Origin of the sequence: Paenibacillus sp. FSL H8-0332, from assembly GCF_037963835.1 — a bacterium.
GTDB classification, from domain to species: domain Bacteria; phylum Bacillota; class Bacilli; order Paenibacillales; family Paenibacillaceae; genus Paenibacillus_AQ; species Paenibacillus_AQ rhizoplanae.
This window is the reverse complement of sequence record NZ_CP150145.1, coordinates 5483646-5505790: the sequence shown is the minus strand read 5'-3', so window position 1 is coordinate 5505790 and position 22145 is coordinate 5483646. Positions and strand designations below refer to the sequence as shown.

The 22145-nt window shown below is 53.6% G+C and carries 22 protein-coding genes; 17 read left to right on the top strand and 5 right to left on the bottom strand.

Annotated features, from left to right (window positions below):
- Nucleotides 1-17 precede the first annotated feature (17 nt).
- The 5 genes from NST43_RS23725 (at nt 18) to NST43_RS23705 (ending at nt 5204) form a co-directional block, all read left to right on the top strand.
- On the top strand, nt 18-800 hold the full coding sequence (locus NST43_RS23725) for a hypothetical protein (protein WP_339219761.1): 783 nt from the start codon (nt 18-20) through the stop codon (nt 798-800).
- Between the two features lie 109 nt (nt 801-909).
- The gene (locus tag NST43_RS23720) at nt 910-1827 is read left to right on the top strand and encodes a polyprenyl synthetase family protein (RefSeq protein WP_339219759.1); all 918 of its coding nucleotides are present in this window, start codon (nt 910-912) and stop codon (nt 1825-1827) included.
- Between the two features lie 145 nt (nt 1828-1972).
- Nucleotides 1973-2152 (top strand): competence pheromone ComX, encoded by a 180-nt coding sequence (gene comX / locus NST43_RS23715; RefSeq protein WP_339219757.1) that lies wholly within the window; start codon nt 1973-1975, stop codon nt 2150-2152.
- A 33-nt stretch (nt 2153-2185) separates the two neighbouring features.
- Entirely contained in the window at nt 2186-4567 is a 2382-nt protein-coding gene (locus tag NST43_RS23710) for an ATP-binding protein (RefSeq protein WP_339219755.1), read from the top strand.
- Complete coding sequence (locus NST43_RS23705; RefSeq protein WP_339219753.1) at nt 4545-5204, top strand: response regulator transcription factor; 660 nt, start codon at nt 4545-4547, stop codon at nt 5202-5204. The genes NST43_RS23710 and NST43_RS23705 overlap by 23 nt, the downstream gene beginning before the upstream one ends.
- Nucleotides 5205-5248: 44 nt before the next feature.
- Here NST43_RS23705 and NST43_RS23700 read toward each other — a convergent pair whose 3' ends face one another.
- Both NST43_RS23700 and NST43_RS23695 read right to left on the bottom strand, forming a co-directional pair.
- Complete coding sequence (locus NST43_RS23700; RefSeq protein ID WP_339219752.1) at nt 5249-6391, bottom strand: glycoside hydrolase family 88 protein; 1143 nt, start codon at nt 6389-6391, stop codon at nt 5249-5251.
- Between the two features lie 104 nt (nt 6392-6495).
- Nucleotides 6496-6801 (bottom strand): hypothetical protein, encoded by a 306-nt coding sequence (locus NST43_RS23695; RefSeq protein WP_339219750.1) that lies wholly within the window; start codon nt 6799-6801, stop codon nt 6496-6498.
- Between the two features lie 265 nt (nt 6802-7066).
- Between NST43_RS23695 and NST43_RS23690 the strand changes: the two genes are divergently transcribed.
- The 3 genes from NST43_RS23690 (at nt 7067) to NST43_RS23680 (ending at nt 9660) form a co-directional block, all read left to right on the top strand.
- Nucleotides 7067-8002: a LytTR family transcriptional regulator DNA-binding domain-containing protein gene (locus NST43_RS23690; protein ID WP_339219748.1), complete on the top strand. Its 936-nt coding sequence runs from the start codon at nt 7067-7069 to the stop codon at nt 8000-8002.
- A 105-nt stretch (nt 8003-8107) separates the two neighbouring features.
- Nucleotides 8108-8953, top strand: a complete 846-nt coding sequence (locus tag NST43_RS23685) for an ABC transporter ATP-binding protein (RefSeq protein ID WP_339219746.1) — start codon at nt 8108-8110, stop codon at nt 8951-8953.
- Nucleotides 8950-9660 (top strand): ABC transporter permease, encoded by a 711-nt coding sequence (locus NST43_RS23680; RefSeq protein ID WP_339219744.1) that lies wholly within the window; start codon nt 8950-8952, stop codon nt 9658-9660. Before NST43_RS23685 ends, NST43_RS23680 begins: the two co-directional genes overlap by 4 nt.
- A 218-nt stretch (nt 9661-9878) precedes the next feature.
- Here NST43_RS23680 and fabV read toward each other — a convergent pair whose 3' ends face one another.
- The gene (fabV, locus tag NST43_RS23675) at nt 9879-11069 is read right to left on the bottom strand and encodes an enoyl-ACP reductase FabV (RefSeq protein ID WP_339219742.1); all 1191 of its coding nucleotides are present in this window, start codon (nt 11067-11069) and stop codon (nt 9879-9881) included.
- 195 nt (nt 11070-11264) lie between these two features.
- Between fabV and NST43_RS23670 the strand changes: the two genes are divergently transcribed.
- The 9 genes from NST43_RS23670 to yajC all read left to right on the top strand — a co-directional run bounded on the left by NST43_RS23670 (nt 11265) and on the right by yajC (nt 20512).
- The gene (locus NST43_RS23670; RefSeq protein WP_339219740.1) at nt 11265-12512 is read left to right on the top strand and encodes a serpin family protein; all 1248 of its coding nucleotides are present in this window, start codon (nt 11265-11267) and stop codon (nt 12510-12512) included.
- A gap of 88 nt (nt 12513-12600) precedes the next feature.
- Complete coding sequence (locus NST43_RS23665) at nt 12601-13347, top strand: BofC C-terminal domain-containing protein (protein WP_339219738.1); 747 nt, start codon at nt 12601-12603, stop codon at nt 13345-13347.
- 262 nt (nt 13348-13609) lie between these two features.
- Complete coding sequence (gene ruvC / locus NST43_RS23660; RefSeq protein ID WP_209994214.1) at nt 13610-14113, top strand: crossover junction endodeoxyribonuclease RuvC; 504 nt, start codon at nt 13610-13612, stop codon at nt 14111-14113.
- Nucleotides 14110-14733 carry a Holliday junction branch migration protein RuvA gene (gene ruvA, locus NST43_RS23655; RefSeq protein ID WP_209994215.1) on the top strand — a complete coding sequence of 208 codons (624 nt, stop codon included), beginning with the start codon at nt 14110-14112 and terminating at the stop codon, nt 14731-14733. Before ruvC ends, ruvA begins: the two co-directional genes overlap by 4 nt.
- A 26-nt stretch (nt 14734-14759) precedes the next feature.
- On the top strand, nt 14760-15767 hold the full coding sequence (gene ruvB / locus NST43_RS23650; protein ID WP_209994216.1) for a Holliday junction branch migration DNA helicase RuvB: 1008 nt from the start codon (nt 14760-14762) through the stop codon (nt 15765-15767).
- Nucleotides 15768-15840: 73 nt separating this feature from the next.
- Nucleotides 15841-17943 (top strand): SpoIID/LytB domain-containing protein, encoded by a 2103-nt coding sequence (locus NST43_RS23645; RefSeq protein WP_339219736.1) that lies wholly within the window; start codon nt 15841-15843, stop codon nt 17941-17943.
- Nucleotides 17944-17960: 17 nt separating this feature from the next.
- The gene (queA, locus tag NST43_RS23640; protein WP_209994218.1) at nt 17961-18989 is read left to right on the top strand and encodes a tRNA preQ1(34) S-adenosylmethionine ribosyltransferase-isomerase QueA; all 1029 of its coding nucleotides are present in this window, start codon (nt 17961-17963) and stop codon (nt 18987-18989) included.
- A 21-nt stretch (nt 18990-19010) separates the two neighbouring features.
- Nucleotides 19011-20147 (top strand): tRNA guanosine(34) transglycosylase Tgt, encoded by a 1137-nt coding sequence (tgt, locus tag NST43_RS23635; RefSeq protein ID WP_339219734.1) that lies wholly within the window; start codon nt 19011-19013, stop codon nt 20145-20147.
- 50 nt (nt 20148-20197) lie between these two features.
- On the top strand, nt 20198-20512 hold the full coding sequence (gene yajC / locus NST43_RS23630; RefSeq protein WP_036690550.1) for a preprotein translocase subunit YajC: 315 nt from the start codon (nt 20198-20200) through the stop codon (nt 20510-20512).
- Between the two features lie 108 nt (nt 20513-20620).
- Here yajC and NST43_RS23625 read toward each other — a convergent pair whose 3' ends face one another.
- Together NST43_RS23625 and NST43_RS23620 are read right to left on the bottom strand one after the other, a co-directional pair.
- Nucleotides 20621-21460: a phosphatase PAP2 family protein gene (locus NST43_RS23625; RefSeq protein WP_339219732.1), complete on the bottom strand. Its 840-nt coding sequence runs from the start codon at nt 21458-21460 to the stop codon at nt 20621-20623.
- A gap of 100 nt (nt 21461-21560) precedes the next feature.
- Nucleotides 21561-21953, bottom strand: coding sequence for a TIGR04086 family membrane protein (locus tag NST43_RS23620; RefSeq protein ID WP_209994221.1), 393 nt, complete (start codon nt 21951-21953; stop codon nt 21561-21563).
- Between the last annotated feature and the right edge of the window lie 192 nt (nt 21954-22145).

Sequence of the window (22145 nt, the reverse complement as noted above, 5' to 3'; positions counted from 1 at the left end):
CGAAGGAGGAGAAGAACATGTTGAATGCTTTTTTTGAACTGCAGGCAGCAGAAGATACTCTTCAGGTCATGAATTGCTACCGCCGGACCAGCCCGCTCTACACGATCTCCCACCGTGATCCGGTGCGGCTGAAGCGGGTGCTTGAAGACCGTCAGCTCTCTGCCGACTCCAAGGGGGCGGGGCGGCTGTATGAGAATGGCATCCTGGTGGACCCTGTTCATCTGGCGGTGCTTGAGCGCTTCAAAGAGATGTTCGCGGGTGTGGACGCCGACGTGGACCCGTATGCTCTATCACTTGTGCTGACAGGCGGGTATCTGCGCTCCGAGATTCGGGTAATCCGGTATGCCGGAGCCGATGTCCCTTTTGCTTATCCTGCAGCCCCGTTAATCAAGGATGAGAATGCCCCGCAGCATCATCTTGTAATGTACAGTGATCCCTTGCAGCTGCGGAGACTGCGTGAGGAGGTTGATCTGAGACGCAGGGATACTATATTTCTCTGCCGGGTAGCAGAAGGGGAGATTACGGAGATCGGACCGGTCTATGCGCTGCATCCATCCTTTTGCTTCGACTGCCTTATCGACAGGCTTCAGACCTATCATATCCGCTGGACAAGCCCCCTGGCAGGGGAACGGTCTGCTGTGCTGGAGGAGGAATTCCTGCGCGCGCTTGTCGATCATTACAGCTCATACATTACGCTTCTCTCTAACGTACATGAGCGTAAAATTGTATTCGATGCCAATGCAATGCATTACACCAGCCTAATTTCCCCGCGTTCCGCGCATTGTCAATGTCAGAAATAGAGAATGAGAGGATTTCTTTTACAGGAAAACAATGGAATTATCGGACCGTATCTATTAAAATGAACCATGAGAAACAGAAGATGATAGATACAGATGCGGGGGACGGTTCATGGAGTATTTTATAGTAAACGTGATGTCCGAATTTCAGACTCAGATCGACCGGTATTTCCGGGTGAAGCTGCTGCACCAAGCGGCCCAGGCGGCCATCAATATAAAGTGTTCAGAATCATTGCTGTTTGGTAAAATGACCCTGCTGCACTACCGGATGTTCGGCGGGGAGGATTCCGGGATATATAAAGCGGCTGCCGCTGTGGAAATGATGATTTTAGCGCTTGATATCATCGATGATATACAGGATGAGGATCATACAGATATGCCGTGGTGCCAGATGCCCAAGGAGATCGCCCTTAATCTGGCCCTCGGCTTCCTCAGCCTCTCCCAGGAAACGCTGCTGTATAGCGACATGCCTGACGAACACGCAAGGAGCATTGCAGCATTATTCAATAATCAGCTCTTCGCAGCGATTAACGGACAGACGCTAGACCTGTTGAATGAAATTGAGACGGAAGAGGATTACCTCATCATGGTGCGGCAGAAGTCAGCGGCGCTCCTTGTGTGTGCCTGTATGACCGGTGTAATTCTGGCTACAGGAAGTGCAGATCAGCGCGTAGCCGAATATGCCGAAGAGATCGGAATTGCTGCCCAGATTAAGAATGACTACCGGGATCTGTTAAACTGGGATGGCAAAAATGATTTCATCCGCCGCAAGCGGACTTTGCCTCTGCTGTTCCTGCTTGCGGAGATCGGTGAGAACGATAAGTGGATTGCGGAATACTTTGCCGGCAGCCTGGAGCCGGAGGATGTGCTACACCGGTTCGCGGAATTCGGCGAGGCTGTGGAACGTACGGGCACCCAGCTGTATACCTCGGTGCGGATGCGTTCGCATTATTACCGATTTTTGGATATCATTGAACGTATGGAACTGGATTCCAAGTGGCGGGATCTCATTATTAAGGCCGCAATGTAGTGCTCGGAGCCACGCAATACCGCATGCGGAGAACCGCAACAAATTGGCGGTAATTACGGGCTATAATGTCGTTTTGCTCGGGGGGATAACCTGATATATTGGTTGCAGGAAGAAGAAACGAACCAATGATAAGGGGGAGCAAATTATGTTACAAGAAATCATTCGCAAGTTGGTAAAAGAGCCAGGGTTCCTGATGCAGCTACAGAGCGGACAGCTTCAGCTTGCCGGAATGTCTGTGCTGGAAGAGCGGGCGCTGATGGATGTTATGAACAGCCGTGATAAAGATAACAGCCAGACTCTTCTTAGAGAGATGTACTGGTGTTAAAAGCATATAATATAATCCTGGAGGCTTGTCTCATTGCCTAAATTATCTAGCCATCATCCCAAAATTATTGCGGGCCTGTCCATTTTTGTCCTCATGGCCACGTATTTGACCTATGTGATTCTATCCCGTCCTGTGATAGGAATCGATGTGAAGTTAACACCGCAAGGCAGTGTTACTGTAACTAGCGTTGCAGCGGGCAGCTGGAGCGAGCATAAAATTCACCCTGGAGATACGGTTCTTCAGGCTAACGGGGAAGATCCGCTGCTTCTGGAGACGATCCGCAAATATAACAGTATTGAGAATGTGGATTCACTCGTCATTCAGCATACGGAACCGGACGGAAACCCGGTGACTTCCAGCTTGGAAGTTGAGCCGGGCTTGTCTGCGCATGAGCTGATCTTCCGTCTGGTGATCCCCGGTATTTCTTTGCTGCTGCTCTTCGGATTCTCCGTATACGTATACCGGAAAAAGCGGAATGACCGTGCTGCGCTGCAGCTCATTCTGTTTTTTCTCAGTATCGGGCTAAGTTACTTCAGTTCAACGCCCTCCGGGATGGCGGATAAGGTTGGGAGAGTGTGCCTGGGTACCAGCTTCGCTGTTGTTCCCGTTTTTTTCGTTCACTTTATGCAGGCCTATCTTCAAAGGTTCAAGGAGCCGTTCCTGTCCAGAGCCGTTCTGAAAGTTATGTATGTCTGTGCAGGTCTGGTAAGTGTGCTGATGATTCTGGATGTGGCGCTCACTCGGCGGATTCATCCGCTTGAAACTCAAATGCTGCTGATCTTTTTTGTAGCCGCTAATTTCCTGATTGTCTATAAGCTGCTTTCGGGCTTCCGCCAGCACCGGACAGGTGAGCTGCATACCTTGTTCAAGTTTGCCTTGACGGCGCATGCGGTAGCTTTTTCACCGTTTCTGCTGTTTAACGCTTTGCCGGGACTGTTTGGCGTGACGTTTATTTCTGCAGAAATGACCGCAATCTTTGTATATGCGATTCCTGTGGTCTACTTTTATCTTTTTGTTACCCATAGACTGTTCGATATCGATTTTCTGCTTAACCGGTTATTCTATTATACGGCGCTGTCGCTGGTTCCCGCGCTGCTGATCCTTGGCGTTATGGGCCTGCTGATTCACCAGAATCCGTACGGCTGGATTGTTTGGGTGCAAATATTTCTCGCGGTATATCTGATGATCACGCTGTTTCTGTTCTTCAAGGAACTGATGGATTACCGGCTACGTCCTTATTTCATGAAGGACTTACAGGATTTCCAGGGGAGTATTGACCGTTTCTCCAAACGCATCTCGAAGGTGATGAAGCGATCGGACCTGGAGCAGTTTCTGGAGCGGGAGATTGGACTGGTGCTGGCGGTCCGTACGGTCTCTTTTCTGGAGATTACGCGCGGGAGTGAGCAGGGTCAGGCGAGTGTGACCAGTGACGGGAGAGCCGATCCACGGATAGAGCAGGACCTGGAGCAGGCGGTCAATGGTCTTGCCGCTGGTGAAATGACCCGGATGTACCGGGGGATCTGCCTGGTAATTGGAAATTATGGTCCCGCCCGGCATATTCTCTGGCTCGATGACAAAACAAACTACACCAGTTATAACTATGCCGAGAAAAACTGGCTGAAAACCTTAGCGCATTACAGCAGCATTATCTATGAGAACCTGTATCTCGTAGCGGGATTGATTGAGAATCTGGAGGGTGAAATCAAGAACCGCAATGCGCTGGCTCCGCCATGGGTGCTGCGTCTGATCTTCACCCTGTCAGAGAACGAACGCCGCCGGCTGGCCTCCGACCTGCATGATGCGGCACTTCAGGATCAGCTGATCTGGTACCGCAAGCTGGAATCGCTGATGCTGGACTACCCGATGGAGCCTGGCCTGATTGTTCAGCTCGACCAAATTAAGGAAGGGCTCCTTGATGTAATCCATCAGATCCGGCAGACCTGCAATGAGCTTAGGCCGCCGCTGTTAATGGAGATGGGCATTGTGGAAGCCTTGAAGCAGTTGATCCAGCAGGAGCAGATCCGTTCCGACTACACGGTGGAGCTTCAGACGGAACCTGATACTATAGAAATGGATGATGTCCAGATTCTGGCGGTATACCGCATCGTTCAGGAGCTGCTCAGAAATGCTGACAAACATGCCAAGGCCTCATATATCATATTGTCACTGGAATCCCATAGCGGGAGATTATACTTCTATTATAAGGATAACGGGAAAGGGCTGGATCTCAAGGAGCTCAAGGATTCATTCGGCCATATGGGGATATCCGGTATTCAGGAGCGTGTGCGGAGTCTGGACGGCGAGATCAAATTTGTATCGGCGCCGGATCAGGGATTTGAAGTACGGCTTGTGCTTCCGCTGACAGCCGGCATTGAAGAAGGAGGTTATGATGATGATTCGTATATTACTGGTTGACGATCATCCATCGGTCTGCGAAGGGACCAAAAATATGATCGAGCAGGACCCCGAGATGGGTGTAACAGTGTCGTACAGCTCACCGGAGGCCCTGGAAATAGCTAAATCGGGGGAATACGACCTGATGCTGTTTGATCTAAATATCCCTGTGCTGAGCGGACTTGAGCTGACCAAGCGGCTGATCAGCATCAATCCGGAATTTCGGATTCTAATCTATACAGGCTACGAAATCAGCTCAAACTTCAACATTCTGGTGGAGGCCGGTGTCTCGGGCATCGTCAGTAAAACAGCGAGCAGAGAACAGCTGCTTACTGCCATCCGCTGTGCGCTCCGGGGAGAATCCGTCATCCCTGTCAGCCTGCTCAGGCAGCTTCGCCGCAGTGACATGCGGGTGTCTGCCTCCCGTGATGAGCAGCAGATGGAAGACATCTCTATTAACGAGCGGGAGCAGGAGATTCTGCAGGAGGTGGCGGACGGCCGCAGCAATAAGGACATTGCTAGTAAGCTGCTAATGAGCCAGCGTACCGTAGAGTATAATCTGACCCGGGTGTTCGAGAAGCTCGGCGTTCATTCCCGTTCCGAGGCTACAGTGAAGGCCAAGCAACTGGGACTAATCGTAGACCGGAATTTTTTATAGACCTCGGACCTCTGGCAATGGGAATCAGCGGATGCTGGTTCTAATCAACTATTCCCCCGCTCATACCAATACCCAGGAACCCCCCGCGCAAGACGCAGCAGCGCCTCCAGGAAGAAGTAATCGCCCCAGATCATGAAGTCATCCGGGGAGGCGTTGCCTCTGACGGAATAGGAGCCGTGGCGCAGAAACCCCTCCTCAGATGGATGGCCTGCGGTGAAGTAGTGATTGATCAGCGAATCCATGGACTTGTTCACGGCGTCATTGAAATACTCCCGGTCCGGATCATTCTCCGGCAGATGCTCCAGCAGCTCCAAGAGACCGCATACGGTGATGGCGGAAGCGGAGCTGTCGCGCGGGGTGCCATCCTCTTGCGGGGCATCGAAATCCCAATAGGCCACATGGTCGGCGGGGAGATGCTCCACGAAGTAGCGGGCCATTCTTTTGGAGACTTCGAGGTAATGAGGCTCCTGGAAGCTGCGGTAGGCGAGAGCGAAGCCATAGACGCCCCAGGCCTGTCCCCGCGTCCAGGTGGAGCCGTCCTGGTACCCTTGTGCCGTACCTCCGCGCAGGGCATCCCCCGTCTGCTGGTCGAAATAAAAGGTATGGTAAGAAGAGTCGTCGCCCCTCACCAGGAAGCGGCGGCTTGTCTCGGCGTGGATACGGGCAGCCCTGGCATAGACCGGGTCGCCGGTCTGTTCGCTGGCCCAGCAGAGGAGCGGAAGATTCATCAGGCAGTCGATGATGATCCGTCCGCCGTTGTCTTCATCGCCCTCGGCTCCCCAAGCCTGAAAGAGCTGCGGACCGGAGCGCCAGCGCTTCATTAGGTGGTCCGCTGCCTGCAAGGCGAGCAGACGCGAGGCTTCATCCTTGTCTGCAATCCAGCGGGCCTTGGCAGACAGCGAGTACAGGAAGCCGATATCGTGGTGATCCAGCGCCTGCCCGTCCAGCATGCGCTGGCGGAAGGAATCTGTCGCCTGGATGGCGGCAGCGTGAATCTCCGGGTCCCGGCTGTATTCATAGCTTAGCCACAGAATGCCGGGCCAGAAGCCCTCCGTCCAGTTGGTGTGGTCGGTCAGATGATATTTGCCGTCCCCCATACTTACAATCGGAAACCTCTCCCCAAATCGCTTCATATTAAGCCGCGTAGTCGTAAGCGTCTGCTCAATCGCCTGCTCCCAGTTCATCATACCCGCCATAACCTCCATAATATCGCTATAGTGTGCTTAACCATATTATAAGCCGGTCAAGCTGTAGGTTTGTTGCACAAAACTATAGTTATATTGCGGATCTGCTATGAACGGACCTGCCCGTAGACGCTCCAGCTGTTGACTAAATGACCGGCGGCGAACAGACAGGCCGGAACAACGAACAGCCAGGACTGGAGCCATACGCCAAGCAGCAGGAAATAGAGGGCCGGGAAGACGGCCATAGGAACGGGGATGCCCAGCCAGGGCTTGAACAGCACCGCAAAAGCTCTCCCGCTCCGGTAATAGCGCACCCAGCAGCCGTAGTAAGCCAGCAGGCAGAGTGCCATCAGTATAGCGGATGCTCCCAGGGGCTGGGTAGAAATCATTCGGCCTAAAAGAATGGGCATCATGAAGCAGGTGATCTGGCCTGCCCGCTCCAGGAGCGTGAAGACCAGAGGGACGGAGTCCAGGGAGCCAGGAGCACTCCGGGGCGGGAAGAATATGAATATGAGATTCGGCAGTAATACAAGTAAAGATATGATAAATCCTTGAGCATGCAGTCCCATCGCAGAAATCCGCCTTCCTGTGCATTAATAGTGGCCGTACCTGACAAATACATGGCATAACTCTATAATTGCATTATATATCCTAGAGAGCCTGGAGCGGGAGGAAGATATGCAATTTCAACCTATATATGAAGACGGAGAATTAATTATGCCGAAGCTCGAACTCGATCTGTCTGCGAATCCTTCGGTTGGTATTATCACGGATTTGAGGCGCAAGCAGTTATTAATGGAGCAATTGTCCCGGGAATCCGGCAATTATTTGTCGTGGGCCGGGCAGAACGAATATATGCGCTTGACGGTAGAGGAGCTAATCTCGTTTCTGATCCGAATGTCGGGACGGGAGGAGCGAGCGGCTGTGTTGACTGATTATTTTGCGCTGAAGGAGGAACGTAAGGTCAGATTGATGAATCTCAGCTCTTCGAAAAGGGTGTATGTTACCCTGTTACGGGCTTTTTTCGCCCATCAGTCCACGCTCGTATTGGAGGAGCCGTATTTCTATCTGGAGGAGCAGGACCGCCGTCAGCTGAAGCGGATACTGGATGACCTGTCGCAGCAGAAAAGGATACTCATTCTGACCTCGAATCTGGAGGATGCGCTGATCTCCTGTGATGTCATCTACCGGCTGAGCGGGTCCGGGCTTCATCAGCTGGATATCCGCGATTCGGAAGAGGAGAAGCAGGAGGCAGTGAAGCAGGATGAGGCCAACATCACCTTGCAGAAGGTCTCGACCAAACGGGAGGATAAGGTGATTTTATTTGATCCGCCCGAGATTGATTTTATTGAAAGTGTAGAAGGCTCTATCCTGGTGCATGTCGGCGGTGAGCATTATGACTGTGCCCTGACCTTGACCCAGCTTGAAGCGCGGCTGCTGAATTTCGGCTTCTTCCGGTGCCACCGGTCCTACATTGTTAATCTGCAAAAGGTACGCGAGATCATTACCTGGACGAAGAACAGCTACAGTCTGCGGCTGAACACCGGCAAGGAGGCCGTGGTTCCGTTATCCCGCTCCAAATTGCAGGAACTTAAGGCGCTGCTTAAGCTGTAAAAGGTACCGTTCAGGCCGGAATGGGTACAATTCACCCGGTTTTGGTGGCTGAAAGGCTGAATTCTGGATAACGTTAAGTCATCAACAACATAAGGATGTGGTGAGATGGCGGTTATTCAGGTAGAACAGGTCCGCAAGACCTTTGGGGCGAGAGATGCGCTGACAGAGGTGTCCTTCAGTATTCCGAAAGGGGAGATTTTCGGGTTCCTCGGTCCGAGCGGTGCAGGCAAAACCACCTTGATTAAGATTCTGACTGCACAGCTGAAGCCGACAGGCGGAGCGGCCAAAGTATTCGATCAGCCGGCGGAGGCGATGCAGCAGTCGGCCCAGAAGATGCGTTTTGGCATTCTGACCGATAACAGCGGCCTGTACGAGCGGTTGTCCATCGAGGAGAATCTGGAGCTGTACCGGAAGCTGTATGATCTTCCCCGCTCTGCGGTGGATCAGGTGCTGCAGTTCGTTAATTTAAGCAGTGAGCGCCGCAAGAAAACAAACACGCTGTCCAAAGGGATGCGTCAGCGGGTGATGCTGGCCTGCGCCATTATCCATGAGCCGGAGCTGTTGTTCCTGGATGAGCCGACCTCGGCACTGGACCCGGTGAATTCAGCGCATATCTATAAAGGCTTACGTTATCTGAATGAGAAGGGCACAACCATCTTCATCACCACGCATGATATGGCGGAGGCGGAGCTGCTCTGTAACCGTGTAGCGATCCTCTATCAGGGACGCATTCAGACTATCGGCTCTCCGCAGGAGCTGAAGCGGCAGCACCGCGAGAACCTGATCCGGGTGGAGCTGACCAGCGGAGAGGCTTATGAGCTTCCGGTGGACGGGGATACGGCGGACCGGATCGCGGATTGGATGAAGCGGGGACTCATTGAGCGGGTAGAGACGAAGGAACCGAGCCTGGGTGATATTTTTATCAAAATGACAGGAAGTGAGCTGCTATGAATATCTCCTATAAGCGGGCCAGCGCGATCTTTGTGAAGGATTACAAGGAATTCTCGCGCAATTATGCGCTGTCCATTATGCTGCTGTTTCCGATTCTGTTTGCGCTGCTGTTCAAAAGCGCAGGTTCATCCTTGCCGGGAGCCGCCGGATTTCTGTTCAACAGCTCGTTTGTTCTACTGACCTGCTTCGCCCAAGCTTGCCTGATTGCGGAAGAGAAGGAGCGCAACACGCTGCGTACACTCATGCTGACACCGGCTACAACAATGGATGTGCTGATGGGCAAAAGCAGTCTGGTCTTTGTCATGTCGACGGTGGTTCTCGCCATTTCTACACTATTGTTTGGCTATGAGCCTGCAAATATAGGGGCATTCGTAGCCGCGATCGTGCTTTCCATTGTTCTCTACACGGCAGCCGGGACGATCTGCGGTCTCTATTCCAAAACCTTACTGGATGCGTCCTTATCGATCATCCCGGTAGCCTTCATCTTCATGGGCGCACCTTGGGGTGCCGTACTGGCGAAGGATTATCCGGTGTTCGGGGTGCTGGATTACATGCCAAGCAGCCAGCTGGTGCATTTACTGAACCTGAGCCCTGCCGGTTATTCGGCGGCAGAAGTGTGGTCGCCTCTTCTAATCATTGCGGCCTGGACAGCCGTGCTGACCCTTGTGTCTGTGGTGTTGTACCAGAAGCGGCTCCGGGACGAATAGGCTGGCGGGGCTGTGACGATTCGTGGCGCAGGCCGCGCTAAAGGCTGGATAGAACGCAAAGGAAGCCGCTCCGGGGAGGAGCGGCTTCTTTGCGCAAATATAAGAATTTATATGTTGCACATGATAAATTATCCTTCTATTTCTCGCTGAAATGAATGCCACCCTTTAAAAGGACGGCAAAGCCGTTTCCACTTGTGCGGACAGCAAACGTCAAGCTTTTACACCATACTAGGAATATCTACGGCAGGGTCTGTCTCAGCTTCATAGTCTACGCCTTCGGTACGGAAGCCGAACAGATGGAAGAAGTCGTCCTGATAGCCTGCCAGATCCGCCAGCTCAGGCACATTATCCGTCTCCAGCTCATTCCAGCGTCTCATGACCTCGATCTGCACATCCTCGCGCATCTCCCAGTCGTCAATGCGGATCAGGTGGCTGCCGTCTGCAGCCGCTTCACCGCCGTTATACAGATGGTCTGCGAACAGGCGGTACATCTGCTGGATGCAGTTCTCGTGCAGCTCCTTCTCCTTCATGACCTTGTACAGGGCGGAGATATACAGCGGCACCACCGGGATGGCCGAGCTGGACTGGGTAACCAGTGCCTTATTCACGGAGACGAAGGCCCGGCCGCCTGTGGCAGAGAGCTGATCATTCAAAGCAATAGCGGTCTGCTCCAGATGGTTCTTCGCCTGGCCGATCGTTCCATCCTTGTAGATAGGATGCGTAATCTTGGGTCCGATATAAGAGTACGCTACGGTAGTTGCTCCGTCTGCAAGCACACCAGCCTCCTGCATCTGGCTGATCCACATGCCCCAGTCTTCCCCGCCCATCACGGCGATGGTCTGGCGGACTTCATCCTCTGTAGCCGGTTCAATAGTAACGGTGGAGACTTCTCCGGTGTGGAAGTTCATCGTCTTGTTCGAGTAGGCTTCGCCTACCGGCTTAATCACCGAGGAGAACACCTCACCGGTTACCGGATGAGTGCGGCGCGGGGAGGCCACGCTGTAGACGACCAGATCTACGGTGCCGAATTCGGCCTTGATCAGCTCGATCGTTGTGGACTTGATGGCGTCCGAGAAGGCATCGCCGACGATGCTGAAGGATTTCAGCCCCTGCTTGGCCGCTTCACGTTCAAAGGCAGCAGAATTGTACCACCCTGCGGAGGCGGTGCGGGTGCCTTCAGCAGCCTTGTCGAAGAAGACGCCGATGGTGTTCGCGCCTGCGCCAAAGGCAGCGGCAATCCGCGAAGCCAGTCCATAACCTGTGGAAGCGCCGATGACCAGCACGTTCACCGGGCCGGTAAGCTTCTTTTGGGACCGTACATAGTCGATTTGTTCCTGTATTTGTCCGGCACATCCCTCCGGGTGAGCTGTTGTGCAGATAAAGCCGCGTGTTTTTGGCTGAATAATCATCAAGGATATCCCCTTTGTTTTAGTTTTTAACTTTTTTCGTTAATATAGAGTATAGCAAATGATGGCATAGAAAGATAAGCCTTCAATATAATGAATAGCAATTTTGTATGCCTGCCGCTATGAATTTGCAACTTTTCCCAATCCGCGGCGTCATTTGGTAGAGAGGTTACGGATGAATTCAGGGAGGGGATTGGCATGGGCATGGGCAAAAGATTATCCGCACTTATACTAACCGTGCTGCTCTTGGGCGGCTGCAGTGAAGGGGGTTCGGGCATGAATTACGCGGAGAGACAGGCTGCCGCAGCAGGGCTTGAATCGGGTCTGGCTGACAGCAGCAACCGGCTGGGCGTGAAGCTGTTCGGCCAGTTATGGAAGCAGGGGGGCGGGAACCTGACGATATCCCCGTACAGTGTTGCTGCCGCTCTGGCCCTGGCCTATAACGGCAGTGCCGGAGAGACGGCAGAGGAGCTGGGGAAGCTGCTGGGCTATGCGCCGGACGAACGGCAGAAGCTGAATACCGGCCATCAGTCATTAATGGAGCTCTTGAATCATGGAGGACCGGGCGTGGAGCTGAAGATCGCGAATTCGGTCTGGGGTATGAAGGGCCTGCCGCTGCGCAGGGACTATCTCAAGACCGGTGAGGACTTCTATGATGCGCAGATTAAGACTACGGACCTGGCAGCAGAGAAGTCTGTGAAGGAGATTAACGGTTGGGTGGCGGACCATACGGGGGACAAGATTCAAGAGATGCTCACGAAGCCGCCGGGCCCGCAGGCTGTGGTCGTCTTGGTCAATGCTCTGTATTTCAAAGGCGGCTGGACGGATGTGTTCGAGGAACAGGCTACGAAGCAGGCGGACTTTTATCCTCCGGACGGACCGGCAGTACAGGTCATGATGATGAAGCGGGGCGGAATGTTCCCGTATGCAGCTCATAAGAATTGGCAGGCGGTTAAGCTTCCCTACGGAGAGGGACAGATGGAGATGGTAGTGGTCCTTCCGGGTGAGCAATCTTCTCTCGCGGAGCTTGTGGGTCAACTGGAGCAGGGGACTCTGCCGCTAGATGAGGATTACACCAGTACCCTGGGGACGCTGCTGCTGCCTAGGTTTACAGCCAGCTATGGGACAGAGCTCTCCAAGGCGCTGCAGGCGCTGGGTGTAAAGCTGGCCTTTGACCCGAGCCAGGGTGATTTTTCTCTTATGTCGGATCTGGACAGCCCGATCTATTTTGAACAGGTCATCCACAAAACCTATATCGATGTGAACGAACGGGGAACGGAGGCGGCGGCTTCCACTGTAATTGATATGCGTGCCGGATCAGCCCCTCCTATTGATAAGCCCTTTGAAATGAACGTCAACCGGCCGTTCCTGTTCATGATCCGGGACACGCAGACCGGAGCCACGCTGTTCCTTGGGGCGATTGAGAATCCGCAGCGCACGGATTGAATTCGGGCTGGGATGAATTTCAAGCATTTACGCATAAATGATCCCTTCACAGGTCACAATAGGAAAAAACCAGAATGAAGGGATTAACGTGAATGCTATTCGCCTGAAAAAACAACTGTGGCGGCGGTGGAGACGCTGGAAAAAGGCTCCTTGGGTAGGTGCGGCGTGCCTCGTGCTGACGTTGCTCGCCTGGCGTGGCATGCAGGTTCCGGAAGAGATTAGCACGCTGCTTAAATCTTCGTCATTCCTGAGCGGCAGCGCAAGGAAGAATCTGGAACCCGGTAGCAGCTTACCGGCTGTAGCCGCCGTATATAAACATACAGACGATGATGCCGAAGAGGATGCCGCCGTGATGAACAGTCAAGAGCTGCTGAAGGCTGTGGGTAAGGAAGCTATTAGCAGAACGGTGCATCTCAAGACGCTCTATGTAGCCGGTGAAGAGGTGCAGACTTTGCCCGGCAAGCAGACTCCGGCCCAGCTAAGCGAGCTGATTGTCCGGCATGCGGGCTGGAGCGGCTGGTTCAGCCGGGAAGGGGATCTGTGGCTGGAACAGCGGGTCAACGACCTGTCTCCGCTGACCAAAAAAGAAGCCTACTTCGGAGTGGACGAGCAGGGCAACCTGACCTTGTTCCAAGGACCGCCCGAGGCGGAGCGGGTCATGAAGACCTTTTTCCAGATGGACATGGGCTCGATCAAATCCTCTTTGCCCAAAGGCATCTGGGAGCAGCTTCATCAGGGCATCCGGGTGCAGGATCTGGAGGAGTACAACAGCGTACTCTCCACCTTCAGCGACTATGCGCGTGTTTCCTCGGAACAGGTGATGCATGCGGAGTGAGGTAGAGACTATAGAATTATTAGCATGAAGACTCGCGGGCGCACAGGTGCCTGCGGGTCTTTGTTGTGTTATGCATGGTTCATTTCCCCGGGGACAAACTTTTTGTCTCCCGGGGAATTTTTTTTGCTATAATGGGTGGAAGGAATACATATGTTCGCTTTAGGGCCGGAGGGATGGATGTCTGGGGCTTGCCCCGCAGGATTATTTTGGCTTGGCATCTATCTGAAAGTATCCGCCCGGGCATAGAGGAGAGAGAAGGATCTTGCGCATTTTGGGGATTGATCCGGGGCTGGCGATTGTCGGCTTTGGCTTCGTAGATAAGGTTGGCAACAAATTAACACCGGTCCAATACGGCTGCATCCAGACGGAGGCACATACCCCGGAAGAAGAGCGTCTGCTGCATGTCTATGAAGGCATGGTGCAGCTGATTGATAAATATAAGCCGGATGCGGTAGCGGTAGAGAAGCTGTTCTTCAGCCGCAATGTGACCACGGCCCTGCCGGTGGCGCAGGCGCGCGGGGTGCTGATTCTGGCGGCCGTGCAGCGCGGGCTTCCGGTTGCAGAATACACTCCAATGATGGTGAAGCAGGCCGTAGTCGGTTACGGCAAGGCTGAGAAGAAGCAGGTGCAGGAGATGGTCAAGCTGCTCCTTAAGCTGTCAGTTGTGCCGAAGCCCGATGATGTGGCGGATGCGCTGGCGGTGGCGGTATGCCATGCCCATTCCGTGAGTCTTAATTCCAAATTAAATGAGGTATTGCGAAAATGATAGATTTTCTTAGAGGGCCGGTTGCACATTTGGAGCCGGAATATGTTGTGCTGGATGTGCAGGGCGTGGGGTACCGGGTATTCTGCCCGAACCCGTATGCTTTTGCCAAGACTGAGGGTCCGGTGACTGTGTTCATTCATTATCAGACCCGCGAGGATGCGACGCTTCTGTTCGGATTCCCTTCACGCGAGGAGCAGCGGCTGTTCCGCAAGCTGATTGAGGTATCGGGCATCGGCCCGCGTGTTGCGCTGGGCATTCTGACCGGCGGAACGCCGGACCAGCTGATCGCGGCCATCTATCAGGAGAATATCACCTTCCTGACGAAGCTGCCGGGCATCGGTAAGAAGACGGCGCAGCGGATGATTCTGGATCTGAAGGACAAGCTGGACGGCTTCGGCGGAGCAGCACTGCAGACGGGATTGTTCGCAGTAGCGGCTGAAGCGCAGAGCAAGGCGGAGGCACTTCCGTGGGAAGAAGCCAGGGACGCCCTGAAGGCGCTTGGTTACACCGATGCCGAGCTGGACCGGGTGTACTTGAAGATGAAGCAGGAAGGCACGGATACCGGACCGGTGGATGTGCTGATGAAGAAGGCGCTGGGGCTGCTGTATACCGCCAAATAGGTCCCTGAAGAACGGAGTGAGGAAGAATGGATGACCGGATTATATCGGCTAATCTGATGATGGACGAGCAGGCGGTGGAATTAAGTCTGCGCCCCCGTTATCTGGGTGAATATATCGGCCAGAACCAGGTGAAAGAGAACCTGAAAATATATATTGAAGCGGCCAAGATGCGCAGTGAAGCACTGGATCATGTGCTGCTGTACGGGCCTCCGGGTCTCGGCAAAACAACGCTGGCCAATATTATCGCCAATGAGCTGGGCGTTAATCTGCGGACCACCTCCGGCCCGGCGATTGAGCGGCCCGGTGATCTGGCAGCGCTGCTGACCAACCTTCAGGAAGGTGATGTGCTGTTCATTGACGAGATTCACCGTCTGCACCGGACGGTGGAGGAGGTCATGTATCCGGCGATGGAGGATTTCGCGCTGGATATTATGATCGGCAAGGGGCCGAGCGCACGGTCGGTTCGGCTCGACCTGCCGCCCTTCACACTAATTGGGGCAACGACACGCGCGGGACTGCTGTCTGCTCCGCTGCGTGACCGCTTCGGAGTGGTCAGCCGGCTGGAGTACTACACCATCGATGAACTGAGCTTCATCGTGGCCCGCAACGCCGAATTGCTGGGCATCGAGATTCTGGGCGATGCTGCGGAAGAGATTGCCCTGCGGGCCCGGGGGACACCCCGGATTGCCAACCGTCTTCTGAAGCGGGTACGCGATTACGCCCAGGTCCGTGGCGACGGAATCATCACCCCGGAGATTGCAGCCGAATCGCTGAAGATGCTGCAGGTGGACCCCCGGGGACTGGACAACATCGACCATAAGATGCTGCAATCCATGATCAGCTCTTTTCGGGGCGGGCCTGTCGGGCTGGATACTATCGCCGCTACAATAGGCGAAGAGAGCCAGACTATTGAGGATGTATATGAGCCCTATCTGCTGCAGATTGGTTTCCTGCAGCGTACGCCGCGCGGGCGTATTGTTACGCCTGCGGCGTACCACCATCTTGGCCTTCCTCTTCCTCCGCAACAGAACTGATTGCTGAGAATCCTGTCCATAATACAACATCTAAGTGCGTGTTTATATCATTAATATTTATAGGAGGCCTACAATGAAACTTGCGAAGTGGACAACAACAGGAATCGGGCTGCTGGGCCGGGGGGCGCTGGCTGCATTGCTTGCAGCAGGCAGTCTGCTCATTCCGGCAGATCACGCCCGCGCCGATTCCGGCGGGTCGATCCGGGTTGCACTGTATGCCGATATTGGCAGCAAATATAAATCTACTGTACCGCTGGTAACCCTGCAATCCGAGCAGAGCTTCAGCCTGCTACCGGCAGCCGGCGGCAGCCCATTATTGTCGGTTCCGGCCCAGAACAAAGTCCGTGTCAGTCTGGACGGGTTCCGGGTAAAGGTATTGGAGACACCAAGCTGGCAGACTGCTGCGGATGCGGCGAAGAAGCTCCAGTCTTCTTCCAATAAGCCGCAGATCTTCATGGCTTCCAGAGGCGGCGCCAAGGTATATCAGTTATATACCGGAGGCTATGCCAGTGAGAGTGCAGCCAATAACGGGCTGAACGCAGTCCTCAAAGCCGGTCTGGCGATTCCCGAAGGGCAGACTCCTGTAGTGGCCGGAACCAAGCATCTGTCTGCGGGCTCCTATGCTACACTCGAGGAGGCCCAGGCAGTAGTCAGCAGCCTGACCACTGCCGGCTTAGATGCCTGGCCGGTATTCGTATCCGGTGAGGGCGGCAGTGCGCGTACCGAGGTATGGGTAGGCGAGGCGTCAAGTGACAGCGAGCTTGCGGCGGTCTCTGCTTCGGCAGCAACGCTGCTTCCTCAGCTTGCCCTGACGCCTGTGGCTCCTGGCGCACCCGGATTAATTATCCGCATGGACGCAGGGCTTGATTTCAGCAGCGAAGTCCAGGCCTTTCATTATCTGTTATCCGGAAGTGACGCGAAGTTCATCTTGTCGGGCAATGAGAAAGGAATCATGCTTACCGAGAGATCTAAGCGGATCTACCGCGGCGATATGGAGCTTGGCAATCTGAATGGTTCATTAGCTGTCATTAACGTAGTTCCGCTGGAGCAATATCTGTATGCGGTAGTGGGGGGAGAGGTATCCTCCGGCTGGCCGGAAGAGGCGCTGAAGGCCCAGGCTGTGGCGGCACGCAGCTATGCGCTGTCCCAGGGGAACCGCTTCGATGTTGCTAATGTGGTGGATACGACGCTCAGCCAGGTCTATAACGGAATCGGTGCAGAAGCACCCACAATCATCAAGGCGGTCGATGCAACGGCAGGTGAATTGCTGCAGAGCGGCGGCAAGGTCGTAGAGGCGGTATTCTCCTCGAACAGCGGCGGCGTTACGGCTGACCCGACGGAAGTATGGAACAGCGGCGGCAACTATACCAGTGTAGCCAGCGCAGAGGATGTGGCTGCGGTGGGTTCGGCCAAGAAGTGGTATTATGTACTGCTGGACAGCGGCGTCTCCGGCTATGCCCGGGAAGATAATATCAAATTAACAGGCAGCAAAACAGCAGCAGGGCTCCCGATTGCCACAGCTACTACCAAGGATGTGAATATCCGGCCGCTGCCTGTCGTTGACAGCAGTGCTGCTCCCGCTGGCAAGCTGAATCCCGGCCAGAACGCCGTAGTGCTGAATCAGGTCTATGAATCCGGCAGCTACAGCTGGATCAAGGGTCCGTATTCTTCGGCAGAGCTGCTGAAGAGCCTGGCCGGCAAGACCAGCGGCACTCTGCCTTCTTCTATAACCACTCTGGAGGTTACCCGGCGAGGACCATCGGGAAGAGCGGTGGAGGTCAAGGCGAACGGCCAGATCCTGCAGGTGAAGTACCCGGATCTGTTCCGTTCCTCCTTCGGGGGATTGCCCAGCACCTTGTTTGATATTGTACCTGCCGGAAGTTATACTGTATTAGGCGCTGACGGCTCTACAGCTGCTATCGGCAGCTCAAGCTCAGCGGGAGTGTTGTCTGCTTCGGGCCAAGTGACGTCCAGCGGCAGCGGAACGGTTGTGATGGGCGCGGATCAGACCTCCAGAGTCGTGACCGGCAGTACGGGCTTCTATTTCATCGGCTGGGGTTACGGGCACGGACTCGGCATGTCCCAATGGGGCGTGAAGGGAATGGCCGACAAAGGGTATGATTATAAGCAAATATTGCAACACTATTTTAATAACGTTACTATAATCAAGAATTAAGGAATGAAGATCCTATTATGAATGTTGAACTTTATGATTTCAATTTGCCTGAGGAGCTGATTGCCCAGACTCCGCTTGCCGACCGCAGTTCATCCAGACTGCTGCTGGTAGACAAGGAGAACGGCCAACTGGACCACGGTCATTTCAAGGATATACTGGGGCAGTTCCGCCCGGGAGATACACTTGTACTTAATGATACACGGGTTATTCCGGCCAGACTGTTCGGAGTCAAGGAAGATACCGGAGCCAAGGCGGAGGTCCTGCTGCTTAAGAATCTGGAGGGGGACCGCTGGGAGGCACTGGTGAAGCCCGGCAAGAAGCTGAAGACCGGAGCGGTCATCGTCTTCAGCGAAGAGCTTCGTGCCGTGATTGAAGATGAGGCAGATATGGGCGGGCGGACACTCCGCTTCATCTATCAGGGGATTTTCCAGGAGATTCTGGACAGGCTCGGCTCCATGCCGCTCCCTCCTTATATCAAGGAAACCCTGGATGACCGTGAGCGGTATCAGACCGTGTATGCCCGTCATGAAGGCTCGGCGGCAGCGCCGACAGCCGGACTGCATTTCACCACAGAGCTGCTGGAGCAGATTGCAGCCATTGGTGTGAATATCGCCTATATCACACTTCATGTCGGTCTGGGGACCTTCCGTCCAATGTCTGTCGAGACGGTGGAAGAGCATGTCATGCATGCCGAGTATTTCGAGCTGTCCCAGGCAGCAGCTGATGTGCTCAATGAAGCCCGAGCAAGAGGCGGAAGAATAATTGCTGTAGGCACAACCTCCTGCCGGACCCTGGAGACCGTAGGCAGACAATGCCAAGGGGGGCCGATTGAGGCATGCAGCGGCTGGACGGATATTTTTATCTATCCGGGTTATGAATTCACTGTCGTTAATGCACTGATCACCAATTTCCATCTGCCCAAGTCAACCTTGGTCATGCTGGTAAGCGCTTTGGCTGGCCGGGAGCTGATTCTCGCTGCGTATGAAGAAGCGATTAAGCAGCAGTACCGGTTCTTTAGCTTTGGCGATGCAATGTTCATTTATTAAGCAAGAGGAAGGGTTAAACCAATGGCAGCAATCACTTACGAACACATTAAGACTTGTAAGCAATCCGGAGCACGGCTCGGAAGAGTCCACACCCCGCACGGAATTATTGACACACCGACCTTCATGCCGGTGGGTACCCAGGCTACTGTCAAGACGATGAGTCCTGAGGAGCTTAAGCAGATGGAAGCACAGATCATTCTGAGCAATACGTACCATCTGTTCCTTCGTCCGGGTCATGAGATCATTGGCGAAGCGGGCGGCCTGCATAAGTTCATGAACTGGGACCGCCCGATCTTAACCGACAGCGGCGGCTTCCAGGTATTCTCCCTGAGCGACATGCGTAAGATCACCGAAGAAGGGGTTCATTTCCGCTCTCATCTGAACGGGGACAAGAAGTTTCTGTCTCCCGAAGTGGCTATGGAGATTCAGAATGCCCTCGGTTCCGATATTATGATGGCCTTCGATGAATGCCCGCCTTACCCGGCAGAATATGAGTATGTGAAGAAATCGCTCGAACGTACCACCCGCTGGGCCGAACGTTGTCTCAAAAGCCATGCCCGTCCGAATGATCAGGGACTGTTCGCCATCGTGCAGGGAGGCATGCATGAGGATCTCCGCCGCCAGAGCGCGGCTGATTTGACTTCCATGGATTTCCCGGGGTATGCTATTGGGGGACTCAGCGTCGGAGAGTCCAAGCAGCTTATGTATGAAGTGCTGGATTACACGGTTCCGCTGCTGCCGCAAGGGAAACCGCGCTATTTGATGGGCGTAGGTTCACCGGACGCGCTGCTGGAAGGGTCAATTCGCGGAATAGACATGTTCGACTGTGTTCTGCCTACCCGTATTGCCCGTAATGGAACAACGATGACCAGTCAGGGAAGACTCGTCGTGCGCAACGCGCAGTATGCCCGTGATTTCGGGCCGCTTGATCCGGAGTGTACCTGCTACACTTGCCGGAATTATTCCCGCGCTTATCTGCGTCATCTGATTAAGGCCGACGAAACCTTCGGCTTGCGGCTGACAACGTACCATAACTTACACTTCCTGCTGGATTTGATGCGTAAAGTGCGTGAAGCCATCATGGAAGATCGGCTGCTTGATTTTCGCGATGAGTTTTTTGCACAATACGGATTATATGATAATCTAAAAGGCTTCTAGATCGTACGGAGTGGAGTGTTCATGTTTATTCTTGAAAGGGGGGAAATGATATGTCACAGTTTTATATGGCAGCAGGTTCAGGCGGCGGAGGCAGCATTCTGGGCCTTGTAGGTCCTTTTGTACTGATGTTTGTTGTGTTCTACTTCCTGCTGATTCGTCCGCAGCAGAAGAAGACCAAGGCACGCAACGGAATGCTCAAATCGCTGAAGAAGGGCGATAAGGTAGTTACCATCGGCGGTCTGCACGGAACGATCATGGAGATTTCGGATGACATTGTTATACTGCGGGTTAACGATGTGACCCGATTGACCTTTGACCGTGGTTCGATCAGTCACTCGGTTGTGGAAGTAGAAGACAAGATGTAATTGTCTCTGCACCAAATTACATAAAAATCGGCGTTTCTCCTTGGAGAAAACGCCGATTTTTTTAATATATAAGGCTTTCATGCTTTTCATATGCAGAAATGATTGCAATTACCGTGAATTGGTGACCCGGCCCCGGACTCTCAAACCCTGTTCCCCGCTGCGCAGGGTAAGCTTGGCAAGCGGTACGGCGATAGCCGTGGACAGCACAGCCAGCAAGGTGCCGCCAATCATGTCGGTCAGCCAGTGAATGCCGAGATAGAAGATTCCAAAAACGATAATAACGGCTGAGATTGTACTGATCACCATCCAGCGGCGGTTGCCGGAACGGTAAGCGAGCAGGGCCATAGAGACGGAGATAGCGGTATGCAGGCTCGGGAAGCAGTTATTGAGGCCGGATAGCGGCCGGTATTCCTGTTCAAACTTCGGGAAAGCATCGAGCATGATGAACCGTACCCCAGCGGGCGCATAGGACCACACCTCGTTAACCGGAAAGTACAGATAGAACGGAATAGCAATGGCATACGTTAAAATAATGGTGTAGCAGGTCGCATAGAGGATCACACGATTGTTGTCCAGCAGATAGATCCCCAGTGAGGCCGCCAGCACGGCTTGCAGCATGAAGATATAGAAGAAGACAATAACCGGGGTCAGCCAAGGTGCGTAGAACAGCTCTTGTACTATCCGAACGAAATGCCCCTCCAGGCCGAATATAAAACCTGTGTAATCTGCGGTCAACCGCATCTTCTCTTCGATCTGCAGCTCATATTTATTCAGGGCAAGAATGCTGAACATTCCTACAATAATGAGTGTGAATTTATAGGACCGCAGCAGCTCTCTTCCGATTTCAACTAAGGCCATCAGCGGATTGCGCCGTGCGCCGATCCAGATTAGGATCACAACAATGGCAACGGTATATACAACTACAAGATTCATGGATTGGTACAGCAAAGCATTCGAAGCCTCCTTGATAATCGCTCATGTGAAGTCAGACATAGGTAGTGTACCATATTTTCAAGGGAAGGTTTCAATTTTCGAAAAATTATATTAATTAGGATTTCTGTAAATTAACTCCAAACATTCCTCCAAGTGCGCTGATTCCTGCAGCTGCCAGAACCCACAGGAAGTCCATTCCCCCCGGAGAACTGTCAAGCGCCAGAAATCCGATCAGCAGCACAGCCAGTCCGTATAACATGCCTGTGAGTGCGCCCTGGTACCAGCCTTTGCGGACGGCCCTGCTGCCTGCGGTTAAACCTCCGAAAGCGGCAGCCACGCCGTGCACAATGTAGGTGTACATAGTGAGGTCCTGTTCCTGCAGTCCGCTGCCCCAGAGCAAGAGAGAGAGGATGAACGCACCGAGCATCATCCACAGGAACGAGCGGATTAAACCCGATAATACCGGACTAGATATTTTCCATGAGAATAGACGCCTGATCAGAGACATGGTAAAACCCCCTAAAAGTTTGTTAACCGGATACTAATTATTGTATGGGGAGGCTTGCCCCAATAGTACAAGAATGGGCGGTATGACTTTTACCAGTAATTAAGCAGCAGCTTTCCGAATGTTCCCTTGGAGGTCAGGTCAGAATAGGGATACATTAATCCGCCTTATGGGGGAGAAGCGGAAGGGGAGCGA

Bases quoted from the DNA above. Each gene is read 5' to 3' on its own strand.
- NST43_RS23680 (WP_339219744.1), top strand. From the start codon at position 8,950: ATGAATATCTCCTATAAGCGGGCCAGCGCGATCTTTGTGAAGGATTAC.
- fabV (WP_339219742.1), bottom strand. From the start codon at position 11,069: ATGATTATTCAGCCAAAAACACGCGGCTTTATCTGCACAACAGCTCAC.
- NST43_RS23725 (WP_339219761.1), top strand. From the start codon at position 18: ATGTTGAATGCTTTTTTTGAACTGCAGGCAGCAGAAGATACTCTTCAG.
- NST43_RS23645 (WP_339219736.1), top strand. From the start codon at position 15,841: ATGAAACTTGCGAAGTGGACAACAACAGGAATCGGGCTGCTGGGCCGG.
- ruvA (WP_209994215.1), top strand. From the start codon at position 14,110: ATGATAGATTTTCTTAGAGGGCCGGTTGCACATTTGGAGCCGGAATAT.
- NST43_RS23705 (WP_339219753.1), top strand. From the start codon at position 4,545: ATGATTCGTATATTACTGGTTGACGATCATCCATCGGTCTGCGAAGGG.
- ruvB (WP_209994216.1), top strand. From the start codon at position 14,760: ATGGATGACCGGATTATATCGGCTAATCTGATGATGGACGAGCAGGCG.
- NST43_RS23690 (WP_339219748.1), top strand. From the start codon at position 7,067: ATGCAATTTCAACCTATATATGAAGACGGAGAATTAATTATGCCGAAG.
- comX (WP_339219757.1), top strand. From the start codon at position 1,973: ATGTTACAAGAAATCATTCGCAAGTTGGTAAAAGAGCCAGGGTTCCTG.
- NST43_RS23620 (WP_209994221.1), bottom strand. From the start codon at position 21,953: ATGTCTCTGATCAGGCGTCTATTCTCATGGAAAATATCTAGTCCGGTA.
- tgt (WP_339219734.1), top strand. From the start codon at position 19,011: ATGGCAGCAATCACTTACGAACACATTAAGACTTGTAAGCAATCCGGA.
- NST43_RS23700 (WP_339219752.1), bottom strand. From the start codon at position 6,391: ATGATGAACTGGGAGCAGGCGATTGAGCAGACGCTTACGACTACGCGG.
- queA (WP_209994218.1), top strand. From the start codon at position 17,961: ATGAATGTTGAACTTTATGATTTCAATTTGCCTGAGGAGCTGATTGCC.
- NST43_RS23670 (WP_339219740.1), top strand. From the start codon at position 11,265: ATGGGCATGGGCAAAAGATTATCCGCACTTATACTAACCGTGCTGCTC.
- NST43_RS23720 (WP_339219759.1), top strand. From the start codon at position 910: ATGGAGTATTTTATAGTAAACGTGATGTCCGAATTTCAGACTCAGATC.
- NST43_RS23695 (WP_339219750.1), bottom strand. From the start codon at position 6,801: ATGATGCCCATTCTTTTAGGCCGAATGATTTCTACCCAGCCCCTGGGA.
- yajC (WP_036690550.1), top strand. From the start codon at position 20,198: ATGTCACAGTTTTATATGGCAGCAGGTTCAGGCGGCGGAGGCAGCATT.
- NST43_RS23685 (WP_339219746.1), top strand. From the start codon at position 8,108: ATGGCGGTTATTCAGGTAGAACAGGTCCGCAAGACCTTTGGGGCGAGA.